The 21,569-nt window shown below is 70.3% G+C and carries 15 protein-coding genes and 1 riboswitch; of the genes, 11 read left to right on the top strand and 4 right to left on the bottom strand.

Annotated elements, in window-relative coordinates; translation table 11 throughout:
* The first annotated feature begins 9 nt into the window (after positions 1-9).
* From ACU6WZ_RS04930 to ACU6WZ_RS04910, 5 genes are all read left to right on the top strand, one after another.
* Positions 10-777 carry an NUDIX hydrolase gene (locus tag ACU6WZ_RS04930; RefSeq protein ID WP_447031889.1) on the top strand — a complete coding sequence of 256 codons (768 nt, stop codon included), beginning with the start codon at positions 10-12 and terminating at the stop codon, positions 775-777.
* A gap of 100 nt (positions 778-877) precedes the next feature.
* Complete coding sequence (locus tag ACU6WZ_RS04925; RefSeq protein ID WP_447031888.1) at positions 878-2,608, top strand: ATP-binding cassette domain-containing protein; 1,731 nt, start codon at positions 878-880, stop codon at positions 2,606-2,608.
* A gap of 160 nt (positions 2,609-2,768) precedes the next feature.
* Positions 2,769-3,656: a FadR/GntR family transcriptional regulator gene (locus ACU6WZ_RS04920; protein ID WP_447031887.1), complete on the top strand. Its 888-nt coding sequence runs from the start codon at positions 2,769-2,771 to the stop codon at positions 3,654-3,656.
* Positions 3,657-4,020: 364 nt separating this feature from the next.
* Positions 4,021-5,589: an RNA polymerase sigma factor gene (locus ACU6WZ_RS04915; protein WP_447031886.1), complete on the top strand. Its 1,569-nt coding sequence runs from the start codon at positions 4,021-4,023 to the stop codon at positions 5,587-5,589.
* 154 nt (positions 5,590-5,743) lie between these two features.
* Positions 5,744-6,574 carry a S1 family serine peptidase gene (locus tag ACU6WZ_RS04910; RefSeq protein WP_447031885.1) on the top strand — a complete coding sequence of 277 codons (831 nt, stop codon included), beginning with the start codon at positions 5,744-5,746 and terminating at the stop codon, positions 6,572-6,574.
* Positions 6,575-6,681: 107 nt separating this feature from the next.
* On the opposite strand, the gene ACU6WZ_RS04905 is transcribed toward ACU6WZ_RS04910, so the two are convergent.
* Positions 6,682-6,912, bottom strand: a complete 231-nt coding sequence (locus ACU6WZ_RS04905; protein WP_447031884.1) for a DUF7455 domain-containing protein — start codon at positions 6,910-6,912, stop codon at positions 6,682-6,684.
* 432 nt (positions 6,913-7,344) lie between these two features.
* On the opposite strand from ACU6WZ_RS04905, the gene ACU6WZ_RS04900 reads away from it, so the two are divergent.
* From ACU6WZ_RS04900 to ACU6WZ_RS04890, 3 genes are all read left to right on the top strand, one after another.
* Entirely contained in the window at positions 7,345-9,465 is a 2,121-nt protein-coding gene (locus ACU6WZ_RS04900) for a DNA gyrase/topoisomerase IV subunit B (protein ID WP_447031883.1), read from the top strand.
* Positions 9,466-9,646: 181 nt separating this feature from the next.
* On the top strand, positions 9,647-10,123 hold the full coding sequence (locus tag ACU6WZ_RS04895) for a DUF485 domain-containing protein (protein WP_447031882.1): 477 nt from the start codon (positions 9,647-9,649) through the stop codon (positions 10,121-10,123).
* A gap of 11 nt (positions 10,124-10,134) precedes the next feature.
* On the top strand, positions 10,135-11,727 hold the full coding sequence (locus tag ACU6WZ_RS04890) for a monocarboxylic acid transporter (protein ID WP_447033863.1): 1,593 nt from the start codon (positions 10,135-10,137) through the stop codon (positions 11,725-11,727).
* Between the two features lie 5 nt (positions 11,728-11,732).
* Here the strand turns inward: ACU6WZ_RS04890 and ACU6WZ_RS04885 are convergent, their stop codons facing one another.
* On the bottom strand, positions 11,733-12,410 hold the full coding sequence (locus tag ACU6WZ_RS04885) for a response regulator (RefSeq protein WP_447031881.1): 678 nt from the start codon (positions 12,408-12,410) through the stop codon (positions 11,733-11,735).
* Positions 12,407-14,053 carry an ATP-binding protein gene (locus ACU6WZ_RS04880; RefSeq protein WP_447031880.1) on the bottom strand — a complete coding sequence of 549 codons (1,647 nt, stop codon included), beginning with the start codon at positions 14,051-14,053 and terminating at the stop codon, positions 12,407-12,409. The genes ACU6WZ_RS04885 and ACU6WZ_RS04880 overlap by 4 nt, the downstream gene beginning before the upstream one ends.
* A 74-nt stretch (positions 14,054-14,127) precedes the next feature.
* On the opposite strand from ACU6WZ_RS04880, the gene ACU6WZ_RS04875 reads away from it, so the two are divergent.
* Entirely contained in the window at positions 14,128-15,204 is a 1,077-nt protein-coding gene (locus ACU6WZ_RS04875) for a CobW family GTP-binding protein (protein WP_447031878.1), read from the top strand.
* 444 nt (positions 15,205-15,648) lie between these two features.
* Here the strand turns inward: ACU6WZ_RS04875 and ACU6WZ_RS04870 are convergent, their stop codons facing one another.
* A complete protein-coding gene (locus ACU6WZ_RS04870) occupies positions 15,649-18,102 on the bottom strand; it encodes a DNA gyrase/topoisomerase IV subunit A (RefSeq protein WP_447031877.1) in 2,454 nt (817 codons plus the stop codon).
* 273 nt (positions 18,103-18,375) lie between these two features.
* On the opposite strand from ACU6WZ_RS04870, the gene ACU6WZ_RS04865 reads away from it, so the two are divergent.
* The gene (locus ACU6WZ_RS04865; RefSeq protein WP_447033861.1) at positions 18,376-19,761 is read left to right on the top strand and encodes a M16 family metallopeptidase; all 1,386 of its coding nucleotides are present in this window, start codon (positions 18,376-18,378) and stop codon (positions 19,759-19,761) included.
* A 20-nt stretch (positions 19,762-19,781) separates the two neighbouring features.
* Positions 19,782-21,164: a M16 family metallopeptidase gene (locus ACU6WZ_RS04860; RefSeq protein WP_447033859.1), complete on the top strand. Its 1,383-nt coding sequence runs from the start codon at positions 19,782-19,784 to the stop codon at positions 21,162-21,164.
* A 229-nt stretch (positions 21,165-21,393) separates the two neighbouring features.
* A riboswitch (cyclic di-AMP (ydaO/yuaA leader) is annotated at positions 21,394-21,564 on the top strand.
* Positions 21,565-21,569 lie beyond the last annotated feature (5 nt).

The following is a 21,569-nucleotide window of genomic DNA, read 5'->3' as shown; positions in this document are numbered from 1 at the left end:
GATCGCGGCATGTCGCCCTACGACCCATCGGCCTTTCCCCCCTTCGCCGTCACCGTGGATCTGGTCGTGCTCACCGTGCGACGGCACGCACTCTGCGCCCTGGTGGTGCGCCGCGGCGAGCAGCCGTACCAGGGAAGGTGGGCGCTGCCTGGCGGCTTTGTGCGGCCGGAGGAGGACCTGGGGGCGGCGGCGGCGCGCGAGCTGTCGGAGGAGACCGGGCTCTGCGCGCACGACCCCACCGCGCCCTCGACAGTAAACGGAGCGCATCTCGAACAGCTTGCCACCTACGGAGCCCCCAAGCGTGATCCCCGTATGCGGGTGGTGAGCGTCGCCCATCTGGTGCTCGCTCCCGACCTGCCGGCGCCCCGCGCAGGCGGGGACGCGCACAGCGCGCGCTGGTCGCCGGTGGAAGCCCTGCTCGGCCAGGAGGAGGGTGGTTACGCCCGCGAGGACGAGCACCCGGCGCAGCTCGCCTTCGATCACGCCCGGATTCTCGCCGACGGCGTGGAGCGCGCACGCTCCAAGATCGAGTATTCGTCTCTCGCCACCGCCTTCTGTCCTGCGGAATTCACGGTCGGTGAGCTCCGCAGGGTCTACGAGGCCGTCTGGGGCGTCGTTCTCGATCCCAGGAACTTCCATCGCAAGGTGACGGGCACGCCGGGCTTCCTCGTCCCATCCGGCGGAACCACGACCAGACAGGGCGGCCGGCCCGCCCAGTTGTTCCGGGCCGGCGGGGCGACGCTGCTCAACCCGCCGATGCTCCGCCCCGAGGTCTGACACCCGGCAGTCCCTCGATGCGCCGAAAGTCCGATATGTCGCGCTATCTTGCTGCGGTACGCCCTGCCGCCGAGCGGTCTCACCTTCCGCGAGAGAAGCGATGCTCCAGGCCATCGGACTCACCAGCGCCCCCCGCCGACAACTCCCGCCCGCCGTCGACGATCTGACCTTCGAGGCCAGGCCGGGACACGTCACGGCCCTGCTCGGCGCCGCCGGTTCCGGCAAGTCCGCGGCACTCAGGCTGATGCTCGAACTCGAACCCGGGCGCGGTGTCACGTACTTTCGAGGCCGCCCCCTGCACCGGATCGCACACCCGGCCCGCGAGGTCGGGGCGCTGCTCGGTGATGTGCCCGGCCATCCAGCGCGCACGGCCCTCGGCCAGCTCCGGATGCTCTGCGCCGCGGCCGGTGTGCCCGTCGTCCGTGCGGGCGCCATGCTCGAACTCGTCGGCCTGGCCGGACTCGGGGACCAGCGTCTGAGCGTGCTCTCCCTCGGCATGGACCGCCGACTCGGCCTCGCGTCGGCCCTGTTGGGCGACCCGCACACACTGCTCCTCGACGAACCGGCCAAGGGGCTGACGCCGCGCGAGAACGGCTGGCTCTTCGGGCTGCTGCGCGGCCACGCCGCCCAGGGCGGCACCGTGCTCTACACCACCAGTGACGCCAAGGAGGCCGCCCGCGCGGCCGACCGGGTCATCACCCTCGTTCAGGGCCGGATCGTCGCCGACCAGGACGCCGCCGACTTCGCCAGGACCAGGCTCCGCCCCCGCGTCGCCGTGAGAACACCGCACGCTGCCCGCCTCGGGGCCGTCGTCACCCGCGAGGCTCGCGCTGCCCGGCGCTCCCTCGAGGTAGTGGCCGAGGACGGCAGCCACCTCTCCGTGTACGGCAGCGACTGCGCGCAGATCGGCGAGACCGCCTTCCGGCACGGCATCCCGGTCCACCGCCTCGCCGACGAGATCGGCGACACGGGTCCCACCGCCGTCCGGGAACGGCCGACCGCGCCCGCCGCCCCACCGGCCGGGCAGCAGCCCCTGCCCCGGCTGCCCCTCCGCCCGGTCCGCAGCCCCCTGCGTCCGCTGCGCTACGAACTGCGCCGCCTTCTAGGTACGAGGACGACCGCCACCGTCGCCGCCGCCGCCCTCGTCGCCTCCGTGGTGATCTCCGTGGTGCTCGCCCGCACAGGCAGCACCCCCTTGCCGAGCCTGCTCGCCGCGTGGCCGGACATCCTCCCCCTGCCGCCCGCCGCGTTCGGGGCCGGAGTGCTCGGTGCGCTCGCGTTCGGCGACGAGTTCCGGTATCCCGCTCTGGCGGCAGCCCGCGGAACGGTTCCCCGCCGCGTCGGCCTGCTGCTTGCCAAGCTGGCCGTCTCCGCGGCCGCCGCGCTGCTCCTGGCGTTGGCGGCCGTACTGGCCGACGCTGAGGCCCTGCGCCTCCTGTACGGCCACGACTTGTTGCAGGTGCCGGACAAATGGGTCTCCATGGCCGCCAGTTGGTCCGGGCTCTCGGTCGGTTGCGCCTGGGCCGGGCTCCTCGGCGCCGGGGTGTTCCGAGCCACGGCGCCCGGCGTGGCCGCGGTGCTCGCGGTTCCGGTTCTGGTGGCCCCGGTCGTCCAGCAGATGGTGGTGAGACCGTCCGCGCGTTCGATCGTCGGACTCCCGAGCCGCCTGCGCGACGTGGCCTGGCTGCAGTGGCCCGACGAGATCGACCGGTTGGCGGTGGCGGTGATGAGGGTCGTGGCGCAGCCGGTCGGCACGGCGCTGGCGTTGTCACTTGCTGCCCTGCTGTGCGCGTATCTGTTCACTGGCCTTCGCCGCAGGGCGCGTTGGTGACCGACGTGTGAGCGAAGGTCGCCCATCAGTTCGCAACTCCCCTGAGTACGCCCCTCTATTTCCGATAAGTCGTCAATTGGGGAGTGAGCGGCGATCACCCTTTCGTGTGCTTTTCACCAAAGACCTCAAGGGGCGCCTGAGTCACGCCGACAAAGGATCCGTGAGTACCCTTGCGCACACCATGATGACCGCCGCCCGCCCCGCCGACTCCGGCCTCGCCGGGCCGGGTGAGCTCGACCGCTACCCCTACGCAGAGGCGCCCGGCGCCGATCGTGTCGGCGTGCCCGCCTGGGACGGCGCCGATACGGATCTGGGCCGGATGGGCCGTCGCTCGGCGGGCAGCCGTGGCCGGGGGCTGCACGGCCAACTCGTCCAGCAGCTCGGCCAGATGATCGTCTCCGGCGACCTGGGCGCCGACCGGCCGCTGGTCCCCGAGGAGATCGGCCAGCGCTTCGAGGTCTCCCGCACCGTCGTACGCGAATCACTGCGCGTCCTCGAAGCGAAGGGCCTGGTCAGTGCCCGTCCCAACGTCGGGACGCGGGTCCGTCCCGTCAGTGACTGGAACCTGCTGGATCCCGACATCATCGAATGGCGGGCCTTCGGTCCGCAGCGCGACGACCAGCGGCGCGAACTGGGCGAACTGCGCTGGATGATCGAGCCGCTCGCCGCCCGTCTCGCGGCCGGGCACGGACGCGAAGATCTGCAGCAGCGCCTCAGCGACATGGTCGAGATCATGGGCCACGCCCTCACTCAGGGCGACTCCCTGACCTTCTCGCGAGCGGACGCCGAATTCCACTCCCTGCTCATCCAGCTCGCAGGCAACCGCATGCTCGAACACCTCTCCGGGGTCGTCTCCGCCGCCCTTCAGGTGTCCGGCGGCCCTGTCACGGGCTGCGACCACCTCACCGAGGCCGCGCTGGTCCACCACTCCCGCACCGTCGACGCGCTCGCGGCGGGTGACGCCATGGCCGCCGAGAGGGCCATGCGTCAACTGCTCATCGTGCACCCGGAAGTGGAGCGTGTGGTGCCGGCGCCCCGCGAGCACTGACCGCGGACCACGGCGGTGTGCGATGTGCCGCCCAAATGCTCGGATGAATTCGTGTCGCCGGCCCCCAAGGGGCCGGCGACACGGCTGTGAACAGCCGTCCGCGGCCAGCAGGCCGGGGGCAGGCGCGGTGCCTGGTGGGCACATCGTGTGACTCGGGCCACGGAGATTGGGCGTAACACTCCACGGAACTGTGCGATGACCTAAGAGGTGACAGCCGAAGAGGGAATACAGTCGCCGAGCCCGGCGCTGTAATCAGTCCGAGGTTCAACCTGCGCCGTCGGTACATCCCCAGCCGATGTCGTCGGTCGTGGCCCGTACTCAGGGCGAGGCCGGAAGCCGTTTCCATCGTTCCGAGAGGTTGTTCGTGTCGGCCAGCACATCCCGTACGCTCCCGTCGGAGATCGCCGAGTCCGAGTCTGTGATGGCGCTTATCGAGCGGGGAAAGGCTGATGGGCAGATCGCGGGCAACGATGTGCGTCAGGCGTTCTTGGCCGACCAGATTCCGGCAGCCCAGTGGAAGAACGTTCTGCGCAGCCTCAACCAGATCCTCGAGGAAGAGGGTGTGACGCTGATGGTCACTGCCGCGGAGTCGCCCAAGCGCCCCCGCAAGAGCGTCGCAGCGAAGAGCCCGGCCAAGCGCACCGCGACCACGTCCGTCGCGGCAGGCCAGGCCCCTGCCAAGACTGTCGCGGCCGCAGCCGCCGCACCGGACTCCGTGGACGCCACGACCGACGCCGTCGCCGCCCCCGAGCCCGCGAAGAAGCCGGAGCCGGCGAAGAAGACCACGGCCAAGAAGGCCACGGCGAAGAAGGCCGCGGCGAAGAAGGCCGCGGCCAAGAAGACGACCGCGAAGAAGACCGCGGCCAAGAAGGACGGCGACGAGGCCCCGGAGGGCGAGGAGCCCACCGAGGAGACCTCGGTCAAGGCCGGCGGCGAGGAAGAAGAAGGCGGAGAGAACAAGGGCTTCGTCCTCTCCGACGACGACGAGGACGACGCCCCCGCGCAACAGGTCGCCGTCGCCGGTGCCACCGCGGACCCGGTCAAGGACTACCTGAAGCAGATCGGCAAGGTGCCGCTGCTCAACGCCGAGCAGGAGGTCGAGCTCGCCAAGCGCATCGAGGCGGGTCTCTTCGCCGAGGACAAACTGGCCAACAGCGACAAGCTCGCGCCGAAGCTCAAGCGCGAGCTGGAGATCATCTCCGAGGACGGCCGCCGCGCGAAGAACCACCTGCTCGAGGCGAACCTGCGCCTGGTGGTCTCGCTCGCCAAGCGCTACACGGGCCGCGGCATGCTCTTCCTGGACCTGATCCAGGAGGGCAACCTCGGCCTGATCCGCGCGGTCGAGAAGTTCGACTACACCAAGGGCTACAAGTTCTCGACGTACGCCACCTGGTGGATCAGGCAGGCGATCACCCGCGCGATGGCCGACCAGGCCCGCACCATCCGTATCCCGGTGCACATGGTCGAGGTCATCAACAAGCTGGCCCGCGTGCAGCGCCAGATGCTCCAGGACCTGGGCCGCGAGCCCACCCCGGAGGAGCTGGCCAAGGAACTCGACATGACCCCGGAGAAGGTCGTCGAGGTCCAGAAGTACGGCCGCGAGCCCATCTCGCTGCACACCCCGCTCGGTGAGGACGGCGACAGCGAGTTCGGTGATCTCATCGAGGACTCCGAGGCGGTCGTGCCGGCCGACGCGGTCTCCTTCACGCTCTTGCAGGAGCAGCTGCACTCGGTGCTCGACACCCTCTCCGAGCGGGAGGCGGGCGTCGTCTCCATGCGCTTCGGTCTCACCGACGGTCAGCCGAAGACGCTGGACGAGATCGGCAAGGTCTACGGCGTGACGCGTGAGCGCATCCGCCAGATCGAGTCGAAGACGATGTCGAAGCTGCGCCACCCGTCGCGCTCGCAGGTCCTGCGCGACTACCTCGACTAGCACGCCGGGTGGGACGGATCCGCCGTCCGCCGTCCGGTCCGAGGGCCCGGAGTCTCCCTGGGAGGCTCCGGGCCCTCGGCGTTGTGCGGGTGCGGCCCGCGCGGGTCCGGCCGACTCTGGGGGTGTCATGTGCAGCACTGAGTCAGGAGGCCGTATGCGTCGCTCTTTTGCCAGATCACTGACGGGGATGCTCGCCCTGACATCTGCGGCCCTTGTGGTGCCGCCGACCGGGGGTGGGCAGGCCCTCGCGGACAGTGTGGTCATCGGAGGACGCCCGGTGCAGGCGTCGGAGACTCCCTGGGTGGTGGCACTGTCCAGCCGTGACCGGTTCGGGGGTAAGCGGGCGGGGCAGTTCTGCGGGGGAGTGGTGGTGGCGCCGGACAAGGTGCTGACAGCTGCCCACTGCCTGAGCCGGGAAGTACTGGGCGCACCGCACAGCCGGGTGCGCGACCTGGAGGTCATCTCGGGCCGCAGCGAGCTGCTGGGCTCCGGAGGCCGGGAGATCGCGGTGAGCGCCGCACGGATCAACCCCGCATACGACACCCTGACCAATTCGGGGGACTTCGCCGAGCTGACCCTGGCGATGCCGTTGCCTGCGGATCACGTCATCATGGCGGCCCAGCCCGGTGACGCCGCGTACGCGGCGGGCACCGCCGCGTACGTCTACGGCTGGGGCGATACGACCGGGACCGGGACCTACGCCACGGACCTTAGGGCGGCGCCGGTCGAGGTACTGCCGGACAGCGCCTGTGAGCGGGCCTACCCAGGGGGCGTGAACGGGACGTACAGCGCCGACACGATGCTGTGCGCCGGGGATCCCGCTGGGGGCCATGACGCCTGCCAGGGGGACAGCGGGGGGCCGCTGGTGGCCGACGGGCGGCTGATCGGGCTGGTCTCCTGGGGGACCGGCTGCGGGCAGGCAGAGAATCCGGGCGTGTACGCGCGGATCTCGGCAGCTCTGGTTCTTGGGGCCGCCGACCGCTGATTACGCTGACAGCGTACGAGAACGGGCGGTCTACCCCGGGGTGCCGGGATAGACCGCCCGTCGACCGGTTGATAACCGGCCCTTGGCTCGTCGTGGGTCGCGAGGTGTCAGCGTTCCTCGTCGTCCGGGGACGGGGGAACGGGGGTCAGCCGGTCTGTCTCGTCCTGTATTTCAGCGGCGATCTTCTTGAGTTCCGGCTCGAACTTGCGACCGTGGTGGGCGCAGAAGAGCAGTTCGCCGCCGCTGGCCAGGACGACACGCAGGTAGGCCTGGGCGCCGCAACGGTCGCATCGGTCAGCGGCCGTCAGCGGGCTCGCGGGGGTCAGAACAGTAGTCACGTCGCCTCTTCTCTAGCTCGACGAGCTGTCGTACCAGGGTCAACATCCAACCAGGCCGAAAACGTTCCCGCTCGCGGCTTTTCCTTGAAAATTCTTCCGAGGTGGCTGTCTGTTGCCGGTTAGCGGCGAAGGAGCCGTATTGCGTCGCTCTACGGTTTCGCGTCGATTATTGGGGGTTTGCCCTCCCGGCTGGCTGCCGGTTGTTGAGGAGGACGTGCCCGGAGCCTAAATGGTTCATGCGCGGAAGGGAACGTGATGTGTCTGTCACCCCTTCGAGGGATCGAACGTGCATACGACTCTGGACTAGCATGAGTTTGCGTGAGGGTGGCGTTACATCGGCTCTACCAGGCCTCGGTACCCTCTGAGCGGCGACCGACGCCGGTCCCGTTTCCCCACCGGGACACAAATGAAATTCAGCGAGGAGCGAACTGCGTGACCGCCGAGACGTCCGTGCCTTCCACTGCGCTTCTGACGGGTGCAGACCGTGACGGCTCCAACTACACAGCGCGGCACCTGCTCGTACTCGAGGGGCTCGAAGCTGTCCGTAAGCGACCCGGCATGTACATCGGGTCCACCGACAGCCGCGGCCTCATGCACTGCCTCTGGGAGATCATCGACAATTCCGTCGACGAGGCCCTGGGCGGTTACTGCGACCACATCGAGGTCATCCTCCACGAGGACGGCTCCGTGGAGGTCAGGGACAACGGCCGCGGCATCCCGGTCGATGTCGAGCCCAAGACCGGGCTGTCCGGCGTCGAGGTCGTCATGACCAAGCTGCACGCAGGCGGCAAGTTCGGCGGCGGCTCGTACGCCGCCTCCGGCGGTCTGCACGGCGTCGGCGCCTCGGTCGTCAACGCGCTCTCGGCCCGGCTGGACGTCGAGGTCGACCGCAACAGCGCCACGCACGCCATCAGCTTCCGCCGGGGCGTCCCCGGCATGTTCACGGAAGCGGGCCCCGACGCTCCCTTCGACCCGGCCAACGGCCTGATCAAGGGCAAGCGCGTACCCAAGGCACGTACCGGCACCCGGGTCCGCTACTGGGCCGACCCGCAGATCTTCCTCAAGGAAGCCAAGCTCAACCTGGAGACGCTGTACCAGCGCGCCCGCCAGACGGCCTTCCTCGTGCCCGGCCTGACCCTCGTCGTCCGCGACGAGCGCGCCCTGGGCGGCGAGGGCAAGACGGAGGAGACCTTCCGCTTCGACGGCGGCATCAGCGAATTCTGCGAGTACCTGGCGCAGGACAAGGGGGTCTGCGACGTGCTGCGGCTGACCGGTCAGGGCACCTTCAAGGAGACCGTGCCCGTCCTCGACGACCGCGGCCACATGACGGCCACCGAGGTCACCCGTGAACTGGGCGTGGACATCGCCCTGCGCTGGGGCACGGGGTACGACACCACCGTCCGGTCCTTCGTCAACATCATCGCCACCCCCAAGGGCGGCACCCACATCAGCGGCTTCGAGCGATCCGTCACCAAGACCGTCAACGAAGCCCTGCGCTCGGCCAAGCTGCTGCGCGTCGCCGAGGACGACGTCGTCAAGGACGATGCCATGGAGGGTCTGACAGCGGTCGTCACGGTCCGGCTTGCGGAGCCGCAGTTCGAGGGCCAGACGAAGGAAGTCCTCGGCACGTCTGCCGCCGCGCGCATCGTCGCCAATGTGGTCGCCAAGGAGCTCAAGACCTTCCTGACCTCCACGAAGCGCGACGCCAAGCAGCAGGCGCGCTCGGTCATGGAGAAGATCGTCGCGGCCGCGCGCACCCGCATCGCAGCCCGCCAACACAAGGACGCGCAGCGTCGTAAGACCGCACTGGAGTCGTCGTCGCTGCCGGCCAAGCTCGCCGACTGCCGCAGCGACGACGTGGAGCGCAGTGAGCTCTTCATCGTCGAGGGAGACTCCGCTCTCGGTACGGCCAAGCTCGCCCGGAACTCCGAGTTCCAGGCCCTGCTGCCCATCCGGGGCAAGATCCTCAACGTTCAGAAGTCGTCGGTCTCCGACATGCTCAAGAACGTCGAGTGCGGCGCCATCATCCAGGTCATAGGGGCGGGATCGGGGCGGACCTTCGACCTCGACGCCGCTCGTTACGGAAAGATCGTGCTGCTCGTCGACGCCGATGTCGACGGGGCGCACATCCGCTGCCTGCTGCTGACGCTGTTCCAGCGTTACATGCGGCCGATGGTGGAGGCTGGACGCGTCTTCGCCGCCGTACCGCCGCTGCACCGGATCGAGCTGATCCAGCCGAAGAAGGGCCAGGACAAGTACGTCTACACCTACTCGGACAGCGAGCTGCGGCAGACGCTTCTGGAGTTCCAGCGCAAGAACGTCCGCTTCAAGGACTCCATCCAGCGCTACAAGGGCCTCGGTGAGATGGACGCCGACCAGCTCGCGGAGACGACGATGGACCCGCGTCATCGCACGCTGCGCCGGATCAACATCGGAGACCTGGAATCCTCCGAGCAGGTCTTCGATCTCCTGATGGGCAACGAGGTCGCGCCCCGCAAGGAGTTCATCACCAGCTCGGCGGCGACGTTGGACCGCTCGCGCATCGACGCCTGAGCTTTCGGCTACCGAACTTTCGGGCGCCCGAGTTTGCAGTCTCTCGCCGGCTCCCGGGCTCCCGTTCCCAGATCCGTCACCTGATGGGGTGAAGAGACGGGATTGAAGAGTCCGGGATCTTCCCACTCTGTCCATCCTTGGGTACGCGAACAATTCGTTCGCGGACAAGGAGAGTTGTTCGGTGGAGAAGCACGAAGGGCGTGAGGCCGCAGCGGTGCGGTTCGACGATCCCTGGTACGACGCGCTCGCTTCCGGGTGGGGCGAGCTGGACGGCACGGGCGCCCCCGCGCCCCTCACGCCGCCCGCGCCCGGAGGCCCCGAGCCCGGTCGCAGCGCCGCCGAGATCTACCTGGAGGTGCAGCGCAGCGCCGCCTTCCAGGAAGTGCGCAGCCGCTACCGGCGATTCGTCGTCCCCGCGACCCTCGCCTTCTTCGCCTGGTACGTCGTCTACGTCGTCGCGGCGACCACCGCGCACGGCCTGATGGCCCGTCCCGTCGTGGGCGCGGTGAACGTCGCGATGCTGGCCGGGCTCGGACAGTTCCTCACCACCTTCCTGCTGACCTGGGCGTACGCCCGCCATGCGCGGCTGCGCAGGGATCGCGCGGCGCTCGACCTGCGCTGGGACACCCAGGAACTGACGCGGGGGATCAACAGATGACCGGCGAGACCATGACCACGCAGCACCAGACACTGGCGCTCGTGCTGTTCAGCGTGTTCGTCGTGACCACGCTGGCGATCACCACGTGGGTGAGCCGCAAACGGCACGGCTCCGCAGAGGAGTTCTACGCGGGCGGACGCCTCTTCTCGCCCATGGAGAACGGTTTCGCCATCGCCGGCGACTACATGTCCGCGGCCTCCTTCCTCGGTATCTCGGGGCTGATCGCACTCTTCGGCTACGACGGCATGCTGTACTCCGTCGGCTTCCTCGTCGCATGGCTCGTCGTCCTGCTGCTCGTCGCCGAACTGGTGCGCAACTGCGGGCGCTTCACCCTCGCCGATGTCGTCGCCGCCCGGATGAGCGAACGGCCGGTCCGTATCGCCGCGGGAACTTCTTCGGTCACCGTGTCCGTTCTCTATCTGGTGGCGCAGATGGTCGGGGCGGGCAGCCTGGTCGCGCTGCTGCTGGGCGGGAGCAGCGAGGCCGCGCGCACCTGGACGGTCATCGGCGTCGGCGCGCTGATGGTGATCTACGTGTCGCTGGGAGGGATGCGGGCCACCACCTGGATCCAGATCGTCAAGGCAGTGCTGCTCATGGCCGGCACGGTCGCGCTCACCGTGCTCGTACTCGTGCGCTTCCACGGCGACTTCAACCAGCTGTTGCTCAAGGCCGCGGAGCGCAGCGGCCACGGACTGGACTTCCTTTCGCCCGGACTCAGATACGGGGGCGACTGGATCGCCCGCTTCGACTTCATCAGCCTCGGTCTCGCGCTCGTCCTCGGCACCGCGGGCCTGCCGCACATCCTGTCCCGCTTCTACACGGTGCCGACCGCGCGGGCCGCCCGCCGTTCGGTCGTCTGGTCCATCGGGCTGATCGGCAGCTTCTACCTGATGACGATCGTCCTCGGCTTCGGCGCTGCGGCCGTCGTCGGAACGGCCGAGGTGCGGGCGTCGAGCGCCGCGGGGAACACGGCCGTTCCGCTGCTCGCGCTCGATCTCGGGGGCGGCGCCGGCTCCGCCGGCGGAACGGTTCTCTTCGCCGTCGTCGCGGCCATCGCCTTCGCGACCATCCTCGCGGTGGTGGCGGGCATCACGCTGGCTTCGTCGGCGTCCGTCGCCCACGACCTGTACGCCTCGCTCAGGCGCCGCCACGCCAAGCAGCGCAGCGAGGTCGCTGTGGCCCGGGTGGCGGCGGCCGGTATCGGGGCCGTGGCCATCGCACTCGGACTGCTCGCGCGCGACCTGAACGTCGCCTTCCTGGTCGGCCTGGCCTTCGCGGTCGCAGCCTCCGCCAATCTGCCGGTGTTGCTCTACTCGCTGTTCTGGCGCAACTTCACCACCCGCGGCGCGGTCTGGTCCGTGTACGGCGGCCTCGTCCCGGCCGTGCTGCTCGTGCTGCTCTCACCCGTCGTCTCCGGCAGCCCCGAAGCGCTGCTCCCGAGCGTCGATTTCCAGCTCTTCCCGCTGCAGAACCCCGGCCTGGTCTCGATCCCGCTGGGCTTCCTCGCGGGCTGGGTCGGCACGGCGCTGTCGCCCGAGCCCCCGGACGGGGCCAAGCACGCGGAGACCGAGGTACGTGCGCTGACGGGCGCGGGGGCGGTCTGACGGCCTCAGCGGCGGGCCGTCCACGCGTACCGGTGCTCCGGGCGGCCTGTCTCGCCGTACCTGAGGCCGAGCCGCACCCGGCCCGTCCGCTCCAGCAGTTTCAGATACCGCTGCGCGGTCTGCCGGCTGATGCCGCCCCGCTCGGCGATCTCCTGGGCGGACAGTGGCCCCTCGGCGGCCAGCAGCACCTGGCGGACGACTTCAGCCGTGGTCGGCGAGTGCCCCTTGGGGAGGTCGGGGGAGCCGGGCACCGACAGCGCTCCGAAGATCCGGTCCACTTCGGCCTGTTCCGCCTCCCCGCCCCCGTCCAGCGTGGCGCGCAGTGCGGCGTACGCCTCCAGCTTGGTCCGCAGTCCGGCGAAGTTGAACGGTTTCACGAGGTACTGGAGCGCGCCCTGGCGCATCGCCGCCTGCACGGTGGCGATGTCCCGGGCCGCCGTCACCATGATCACGTCGGTCTGGAGGCCCAGCCCGCGCAACTCCCGCACGAGGGCGAGCCCGTTGCTGTCGGGCAGGTAGTGATCGAGGAGCACCAGGTCGACGCGGCCGGCCCGCAGCGCGGCCAGTGCCTCGGCCGCGCAGTGCGCGACCCCCACGACGCGGAAGCCGGCGACCTTGGCGACGTAGGCGGCGTTGATCTCCGCGACGCGGACGTCGTCGTCCACCACCAGCACGTCGATCATCGAGGCTCTCCCGCTGTGTCGAGCTCCGCCGCGGTCAGGGCTTCCGGCAGTACGACGCTGAACTCGGCGCCGCCCCCGGCCCCTTCGCCGACCCGCGCGCTCCCGCCGTGGCGCTCAGCGAGCCTGCGGACCATCGCGAGCCCCAGGCCGCGCCTGCCGTGCGCGGGCAGTTCCTTGGTCGACCACCCCTCCGTGAAGATCACGTCGCGCTGGTCGGCGGGGACCCCCGGCCCGCTGTCGCTCACCCGTAGCTCGACCGTACGCCCCTGGGCCCGCAGCTCGACCTCGATCCGGGCGTCGGCGGACCCGGCCGAGGCATCGAGGGCGTTGTCGACGAGGTTGCCTACGACGGTCACCAGACCGCGCGGATCCACCAGACGGTCGGGCAGGAGGGCCGAATCCGCCAGCCGCAGCGTGACCCCGCGTTCCGCGGCGACGGTGGCCTTTCCGACCAGCAGCGCCGCGAGCAGCGGGTCGTGGATCCTCTCGGTGATCTGCTCGGCGGTGGCCCGGTGCACCTCCGCGACCTCCGTCACGAACGCGACCGCGTCCTCGTACATGCCCAGCTCCAGCAGCCCCAGGAGCGTATGCATCCGGTTCGCGTGCTCGTGGTCCTGGGCGCGCAGGGCGTCGATCAGGCCGCGGGTCGAGTCCAGCTCGCGCCCCAGCTGCTCCAGCTCGGTACGGTCGCGCAGAGTGGCCACGGCGCCGCCGTCGTCGGTCGGCATCCGGTTGGTGACGAGCACCCGCCGCCCGCGCACCGTCAGCAGGTCGTCGCCGGTCACCCGCCCCGCGAGCACATCGGCGGTACGGCCCTCGCCCAGCATCTCGTCGAGCGCCCGCCCGGTCGCCTCGGCGCCGAGGCCGAGCAGCCGCTGGGCCTCGTCGTTCATCAGCCGGATCCTGCCCTGGGCGTCGAGCGCCACAACGCCCTCCCGGATGCCGTGCAGCATCGCCTCGCGTTCGGCCAGCAGCGCCGAGATGTCGGAGAAGGCCAGGTCATGGGTCTGACGCTGAAGTCTGCGGGAGATGAGATACGCCGCCACCGCGCCGACGGCCAGCGCGCCGCCCGCGTAGGCCAGCAGCCCGGGGATCGCGGCCAGCAGCCGGGCGCGGACGCTGTCGTACGCGATACCCACCGACACCGCGCCGGTGATCTCCCCTTCCGGCCCGCGGAGCGGGACCTTGCCGCGGGCGGAGCGGCCGAGCGTACCGTCGTCGATCTCCATGACCTCACGGCCGGCGAGGACCTCGCTCGGGTCGGTGGACACGACCCTGCCGATGCGGCGGGCGTCGGGGTGGGACCAGCGGATGCCGCGCTCGTCCATGATCACGACGTATTCGGCGCCGGTGGAACGTCTGATGCGGTCCGCCTCGGCCTGTACGGGGCCGCTCGGTGCCGGCCCGGACTCGTTCAGCGCGCTGGCGAGCCGCGGCTGGGCCGCGGTGGTCTGCGCGATCGCGAGCGCGCGGCGCATCGCCTCCTGGTCGAGCTGGGCGCTGAGCGGGGCGAGGAAGAGCCCGGTGGCGAGTACGGCGACCCCGGTGGCGATGGCCAACTGCATCAGGAGGACCTGCGAGAAGACGCGCTGGGGCCAGCCCAGGCGAAGGCGTCTGCCGGAGGAGGTCGGTGCGGCGCTCATGGATACCGACGGTAAGGCGCCGGGAGCGACATCCCGAAATCCCGGTCCCTGCGGGGGCCGCCTACGATCGGGCCATGGCCAGGCAACCGATTCCAGTCATCATCCTCGCGGGCTTCCTGGGCTCAGGTAAGACCACCCTGCTCAACCATCTGCTGACGCGGAGCAGGGGCACGCGGATCGGGGCGATCGTCAACGACTTCGGCGCCATCGAGGTCGACGCCATGGCGGTGGCCGGGCAGCTGGGGGACTCCACCGTCTCGCTCGGGAACGGGTGTCTGTGCTGCGCCGTCGACGCGAGTGAACTCGACGAGTATCTGGAGAAGCTGACCAGGCCCGCCGCCCGGCTCGACGTCATCGTGATCGAGGCGAGCGGCCTCGCCGAGCCGCAGGAGCTGGTTCGGATGATCCTGGCGAGCGAGAACGAGCGGATCGTCTACGGAGGGCTGGCGGAGGTCGTCGACGCGGCCGAGTTCGAAGCGACGCGGGAACGCCATCCCGAGATCGATCGCCATCTGGCCGTCGCCGACCTCGTCGTCCTGAACAAGACGGACCGGGTGGGGGAGGAGCGGCTGGAGGGGGTTCTTGCCCTGCTGAAGACGCTCAGCGGCAGTACGGCCCTGGTGCGGGCGGCGTACGGGCGGATCGATCCCGAGCTGCTCTTCGACCCCGTGGTGCGGCCGGACGGGGAGGAGAAGGCGCGGCAGCTGTCGTTCGACGACCTGCGGAGTGCGGAGGGCTCGGTGTGTGGTGGTCATGGCGGTGGCTGTGACGGCGAGCATTTGCACGCGGCGTACGAGAGCGTGTCCTTCGCCTCGGACGTGCCGATGGATCCGCGGCGGCTCATGGGTTTCCTCGACACCAGGCCGGAGGGGCTCTACCGGATCAAGGGGTACGTCGACTTCGGGGCGGCCGACGCGCGCAACCGGTACGGGGTGCATGCCGTCGGGAGGTTCCTGCGGTTCCACCCGGAGCCCTGGGGGCGTGATGAGGCGCGGGTCACGCAGCTTGTGCTCATCGGGTCCGGGACCGATGCGGGGGCGTTGCGGGAGGAGCTGGCGGGGTGTCGGGGCGGGGGTGGTGCGGATGGGGGTGCGGGTGCGGATGAGCGTGGGATGTGGGGCGTGCTGCGGTATGTGCAGGGGGTGGGCTAGCGGGCACCCTGCGGGGCTGTTCCCCTACCCGCCCCTTCCCGAACCGGGGCTCCGCCCCGGACCCCGGTCCTCAAACGCCGGACGGGCTGAGTGGGGGCTCCGCCCCGGGGCCGGGTCCTCATGCGCCGGACGGGTTTGAGTGGGGGGTTGAAATGGGGCGCCGGACTTGCGCGCTTGGCCGCGGGGGCCTGCGGGTGGGCTCCGGGAGTGGGAGCCTGCCCGCAGGGGCGGGTTTGCCGTTAGAAGCCTGTTGTCCAACTCCCGCTGGATCAGCTCGGGGCGTCTGGTGCGGTCGATCGCAAGGCGCCCGAGTGTCCTCAGGTGGGGTCTCCCCTGCTCGAACGGAGTTGAGAGCTTGGGGAAGGAGCTATTAGGGCATTTCGGCAACGCCGCGAGCGGCCGTGCCAGACGCCCCGAGCCCAGCGGGAGTTGGACAACAGCTTCTTACACCGGGCCCGCCAGGGCTGAGACCGCTGTGGTGAGCGGGGTGCCCGAGCCGTCGCGGCGGGGGTCGGGCTCCGGCAGGTCGACCGGGGCGCCGTTCTTGCCGGCCGCCCGCGCCGGGGCCGTGCCCGACCAGGCCAGGACGAGGATGTCCTCACCTCTGAGGAACCGCTGGCAGCGCACGCCGCCCGTGGCCCGCCCCTTGCGCGGGTACTGGTCGAACGGTGTCAGCTTCGCCGACGTCTCCGAGTCTCCGAGCAGCGTGCCCGCGGCGCCGGCCACCGTGAAGACCACGGCGTCCGCCGCCGGGTCCACGGCCGAGAACGAGATCACCTTCGCGCCGTCGGCCAGCTTCATGCCCGCCATGCCGCCGGCCGGCCGGCCCTGCGGCCTGACCTGCGCCGCCGGATAGCGCAGCAACTGGGCGTCGTCCGAGATGAAGACCAGGTCCTCATCGCCGGTGCGCAGCTCGGCCCCGCCGACGATCCGGTCGCCGTCCTTGAGGGTGATGACCTCCAGCTCGTCCTTGTTCGCCGGGTAGTCCGGGACGACCCGCTTGACCACACCCTGCTCGGTGCCGAGCGCCAGGCCCGGCGAGGACTCGTCGAGGCTGGTGAGGCAGACCAGCGACTCGTCCACCTCCAGGTTCAGGAACTCCGCGACCGGCGCCCCGCCCGAGAGGTTGGGCGCCGAGGCGGTGCCCGGCAGCTGGGGCAGGTCGATCACCGCCAGCCGCAGCAGCCGGCCGGCGGACGTCACCGCGCCCACGTCCGCACGCGCCGTCGCCGCCACCGCGGAGACGATCACGTCGTGCTTGGCGCGCCGGGCGTCGTCCGTCGCCAGCGGTTCGCCGGTCGCCGTGCGGGCCAGCAGCCCGGTCGACGACAGGAGCACGCGGCAGGGGTCGTCCGCGACCTCCAGCGGTACGGCCGCGAGCGGCGAACTGCCCGACTCCAGCAGCACCGTGCGCCGGTCCGTGCCGAACTTCTTCGCCACCGCCGCCAGTTCGGCCGAGACCAGCTTGCGCAGCTCCGTGTCCGAATCCAGGATCCCGGTGAGCTCGTCGATCTCGCCGGTCAGCCGGTCGCGCTCGCTCTCCAGCTCGATCTTGTCGAACTTGGTGAGCCGGCGCAGCGGGGTGTCCAGGATGTACTGCGTCTGGATCTCGCTCAGCGAGAAGTGCCCGATCAGCCGCTCCTTCGCCTGCGCCGAGTTGTCGCTGGAACGGATCAGACGGATGACCTCGTCGATGTCGAGCAGCGCGACGAGCAGGCCCTCGACCAGGTGCAGCCGGTCGCGCCGCTTGGTGCGGCGGAACTCGCTGCGACGGCGCACGACCTCGAAACGGTGGTCGAGGTAAACCTCCAGCAGCTCCTTGAGACCGAGCGTCAGCGGCTGGCCGTCCACCAGCGCCACGTTGTTGATGCCGAAGGTCTCCTCCATCGGCGTGAGCTTGTAGAGCTGCTCCAGGACGGCCTCGGGTACGAAGCCGTTCTTGATCTCGATGACCAGCCGCAGGCCGTGCATGCGGTCCGTGAGGTCCTTGACGTCCGCGATGCCCTGGAGCTTCTTCGAGGAGACCAGATCCTTGATCTTCGCGATCACCTTCTCCGGGCCGACGCTGAAGGGCAGTTCAGTGACGACCAGGCCCTTGCGGCGCGCCGTCACGTTCTCCACCGTCGCCGTGGAGCGGATCTTGAAGGTGCCGCGGCCGTTCTCGTACGCGTCCTTGATGCCGGCCAGTCCGACGATCCGGCCGCCGGTCGGCAGGTCGGGCCCGGGTACGAAACGCATCAGCGTCTCCAGGTCCGCGCCGGGGTGCTTGATCAGGTGGCGGGCGGCGGCGACGACCTCGCCCAGGTTGTGCGGCGGCATGTTCGTGGCCATGCCGACGGCGATCCCGGACGCGCCGTTGACGAGCAGATTCGGGTACGCCGCCGGAAGCGCGACCGGCTCCCGTTCCTGGCCGTCGTAGTTCGGTGAGAAGTCGACCGTGTCCTCGTCGATCGACTCGGTCATCAGCGACGTGGCGTCGGCCATCCGGCATTCCGTGTACCGCATGGCGGCCGGCGGATCGTCGTTGCCCAGCGAGCCGAAGTTGCCGTGCCCGTCGACCAGCGGCAGCCGCATCGAGAAGGGCTGTGCCATGCGCACCAGGGCGTCGTAGATCGACGCGTCGCCGTGCGGGTGGAGCTTGCCCATCACCTCACCGACGACCCGGGCGCACTTCACATAGCCGCGGTCGGGGCGCAGCCCCATCTCGTTCATCTGGTACACGATGCGGCGGTGCACCGGCTTCATGCCGTCGCGGGCGTCGGGCAGCGCTCGCGAGTAGATCACCGAGTACGCGTACTCGAGGAAGGAGCCCTGCATTTCGTCGACGACGTCGACATCGAGGATCTTCTCCTCGAACGCATCGTCCGGCGGCGGGGTCTTCGTGCTGCGGCGGGCCATCGCGGCTGCGGCTCCTTCGGCATTCTGTGGGGCGAGTCTGAGGGGTCTGGGGTGCGGTCTGGGGTGCGGTCTGTGGGGTGAGTGGGTGGGGCGGGATCCGGGTGTGACGCCGACCATTGTGGACCGGGCCACTGACAACGCCGACCTCGACCCGTCCGTAGCGCCCGCCTCGGGCGTTCCCCGAGGGCGTACACCGGCCGGGAACTTCGCCAGGTGTCAGTGCGCTTGCATACAGTGGCAGGACTTCTCCACATCGCGATCGAAGGGACGTACATGCCCATGGGTCACACGGCCACAGCGCAGGCCGGTTCCGGCGGCCTGACAGCGACAGAGCACCGGCTGGCCAACGGCCTGCGCGTGGTGCTCTCCGAGGACCACCTGACCCCGGTCGCCGCGGTCTGCCTCTGGTACGACGTCGGTTCGCGCCACGAGGTCAAGGGCCGTACCGGCCTTGCTCACCTTTTCGAGCACCTGATGTTCCAGGGCTCAGGACAGGTCAAGGGCAACGGCCACTTCGAGCTGGTGCAGGGTGCGGGCGGTTCGCTCAACGGCACGACCAGCTTCGAGCGCACCAACTACTTCGAGACGATGCCCACCCACCAGGTGGAGCTGGCCCTGTGGCTGGAAGCCGACCGGATGGGCTCGCTGCTCTCCGCGCTCGACGAAGAGTCCATGGAGAACCAGCGCGACGTCGTCAAGAACGAGCGCCGCCAGCGGTACGACAACGTGCCGTACGGCACGGCGTTCGAGAAGCTGACCGCCCTCTCCTACCCCGAGGGCCACCCGTACCACCACACGCCGATCGGCTCGATGGCCGACCTGGATGCCGCGACCCTCGAAGACGCCCGCGCCTTCTTCCGTACGTACTACGCGCCGAACAACGCGGTGCTCTCGGTCGTCGGCGACATCGACTCCGAGCAGACGCTCGCCTGGATCGAGAAGTACTTCGGCTCCATCCCCTCCCACGACGGCAAGCAGCCGCCGCGCGACGGCTCCCTGCCGGACATCATCGGCGCGGAGCTGCGCGAGGAGATCCGCGAAGAGGTCCCGGCCCGCGCGCTGATGGCCGCCTACCGGCTGCCGCACGACGGCACCCGCGAGGCCGACGCCGCCGACCTGGCGCTCACCGTCCTCGGCGGCGGCGAGTCGTCCCGGCTGCACAACCGCCTGGTCCGCCGCGACCGGTCGGCCGTCGCCGCCGGCTTCGGCCTGCTGCGCCTGGCGGGCGCGCCCTCGCTCGGCTGGCTGGACGTCAAGACCTCCGCCGGCGTGGAGGTGCCCGACATCGAGCGCGCCGTCGACGAGGAGCTGGCCCGCTTCGCCGCCGAAGGCCCCACGCCCGAGGAGATGGAGCGCGCGCAGGCCCAGTTGGAGCGCGAGTGGCTCGACCGGCTCGGCACGGTCGCGGGCCGCGCCGACGAACTCTGCCGGTACGCCGTCCTGTTCGGCGACCCGCAGCTGGCCCTGACCGCCGTCCAGCGGGTCCTCGACATCACGGCCGACGAGGTCCAGGCGGCCGCGAAGGCCCGGCTCCGCCCCGACAACAGGGCGGTCCTGGTGTACGAGCCCACGCCCGCCGATGCCGAAGAGGCCGGCGCCGACGACGACACCGTAGCGGCCGCCGCCCAGGCCGGCCCGCAGGAAGGGGCGGACAAGTGACCGACACCGCAGCCGTGAGCATGACGTTCCACCCGCAGCCGCAGGCCGGCACCCCGACGCCGTGGGCCTTCCCGGCCCCCGAGCGCGGCTCGCTGCCCAACGGCCTGACCGTGCTGCGCTGTCACCGCCCCGGCCAGCAGGTGGTGGCCGTCGAGATCTTCCTCGCCGCGCCCCTGGAGGCCGAGCCCGAAGGCCTCGACGGCGTCGCCACCATCATGTCGCGGGCCTTCTCCGAGGGCACCGACAAGCACTCCGCCGAGGAGTTCGCCGCTGAACTGGAGCGCTGCGGCGCCACCCTCGACGCGTACGCCGACCATCCGGGCGTGCGGGTCTCCCTGGAGGTCCCCGTCTCCCGGCTGCCCAAGGCGCTCGGGCTGCTCGCCGACGCCCTGCGCGCCCCCGCCTTCGCCGACGGCGAGGTCGACCGGCTGGTGCACAACCGCCTCGACGAGATCCCGCACGAGACGGCCAACCCGTCCCGGCGGGCTGCCAAGCAGCTCTCCAAGGAGCTCTTCCCGGCCACCTCGCGCATGTCGCGGCCGCGCCAGGGCACCGAGGAGACGGTGGCTCGTATCGACTCCGCGGCCGTGAAGGGCTTCTACGCGGCGCACGTGCGCCCCGCGACCGCCACCGCCGTGGTCGTCGGCGACCTTGAGGGCACCGACCTGGACGCCGTCCTGGCCGACACCCTGGGTGCCTGGAAGGGCGACACGGCCGAGGCGCGTCCCGTACCTCCCGTGACGGCCGACGACTCTGGCCGTGTGGTCATCGTGGACCGTCCCGGCGCGGTGCAGACGCAGCTGCTCATCGGCCGGGTCGGCCCGGACCGGCACGACCGTGTCTGGCCGGCCCAGGTGCTCGGCACGTACTGCCTGGGCGGCACGCTCACCTCCCGCCTGGACCGGGTCCTGCGCGAGGAGAAGGGCTATACCTACGGCGTGCGCGCCTTCGGCCAGGTGCTGCGCTCCACCTCCCCTTCCTCCCCAGAGGGGGCGGCAGGCGCCGCGATGCTCGCGATCAGCGGCTCGGTCGACACCGAGTCGACCGGACCGGCCCTCGAAGACCTGTGGACGGTTCTGCGCACTCTGGCAGCCGGCGGCCTCACGGACGCCGAGCGCGATGTCGCCGTGCAGAACCTGGTGGGGGTGGCGCCGCTCAAGTACGAGACGGCTGCCGCCGTCGCCGGCACGCTCGCCGACCAGGTCGAGCAGCACCTGCCCGACGACTTCCAGGCCCAGCTGTACGCCCGCCTCGCCGACACGGGCACCGTGGAGGCCACCGCGGCGGTCGTCAGCGCCTTCCCCGAGGACCACCTGGTCGCGGTCCTCGTCGGGGACGCGTCGCAGATCGAGGAGCCCGTCAGGGCGCTCGGTATCGGCGACGTGACGGTGGTCACCGGCTGACTGGCCGACCGGCCGGTCAGGCTGCACACATCCCGCAAAGCGGGAGAAAGGAGGACCCCGGGGCCCATCGGGTCGCCGGGGTCCTTCCCGTATGTCCCCTTTGTTGTGGAGGCTGCCCGTCTGACCTGTGGGGTGCGTTACAAAGCCTCGTGTCTATTTGGTGATTGAAAGATGATCCGTTTAGCGTCTGTCCGGCTGTCCGTCAGCAGTGAGCCGTATCCGCGGCACCGGGCAGCCATCGCCGAGTCCCCGTCAGGCGCGAGCCTGGGGAGCCGGGGACCCGTGCAGTCCCTGGGGTGAATCGGACGTCCTGCGTGCGTACGTACTACGCAGGGGGTCCGTAGGAGACCTTCCTGCTCCGAACCCGTCAGCTAACCCGGTAGGCGAGAAGGAAGGAAAGGATCA

The sequence above is a fragment of the Streptomyces hypolithicus genome (assembly GCF_052934925.1).
Note: the sequence above shows the minus strand (reverse complement) of the source record. Positions and strands in the feature narration are given on the sequence as shown.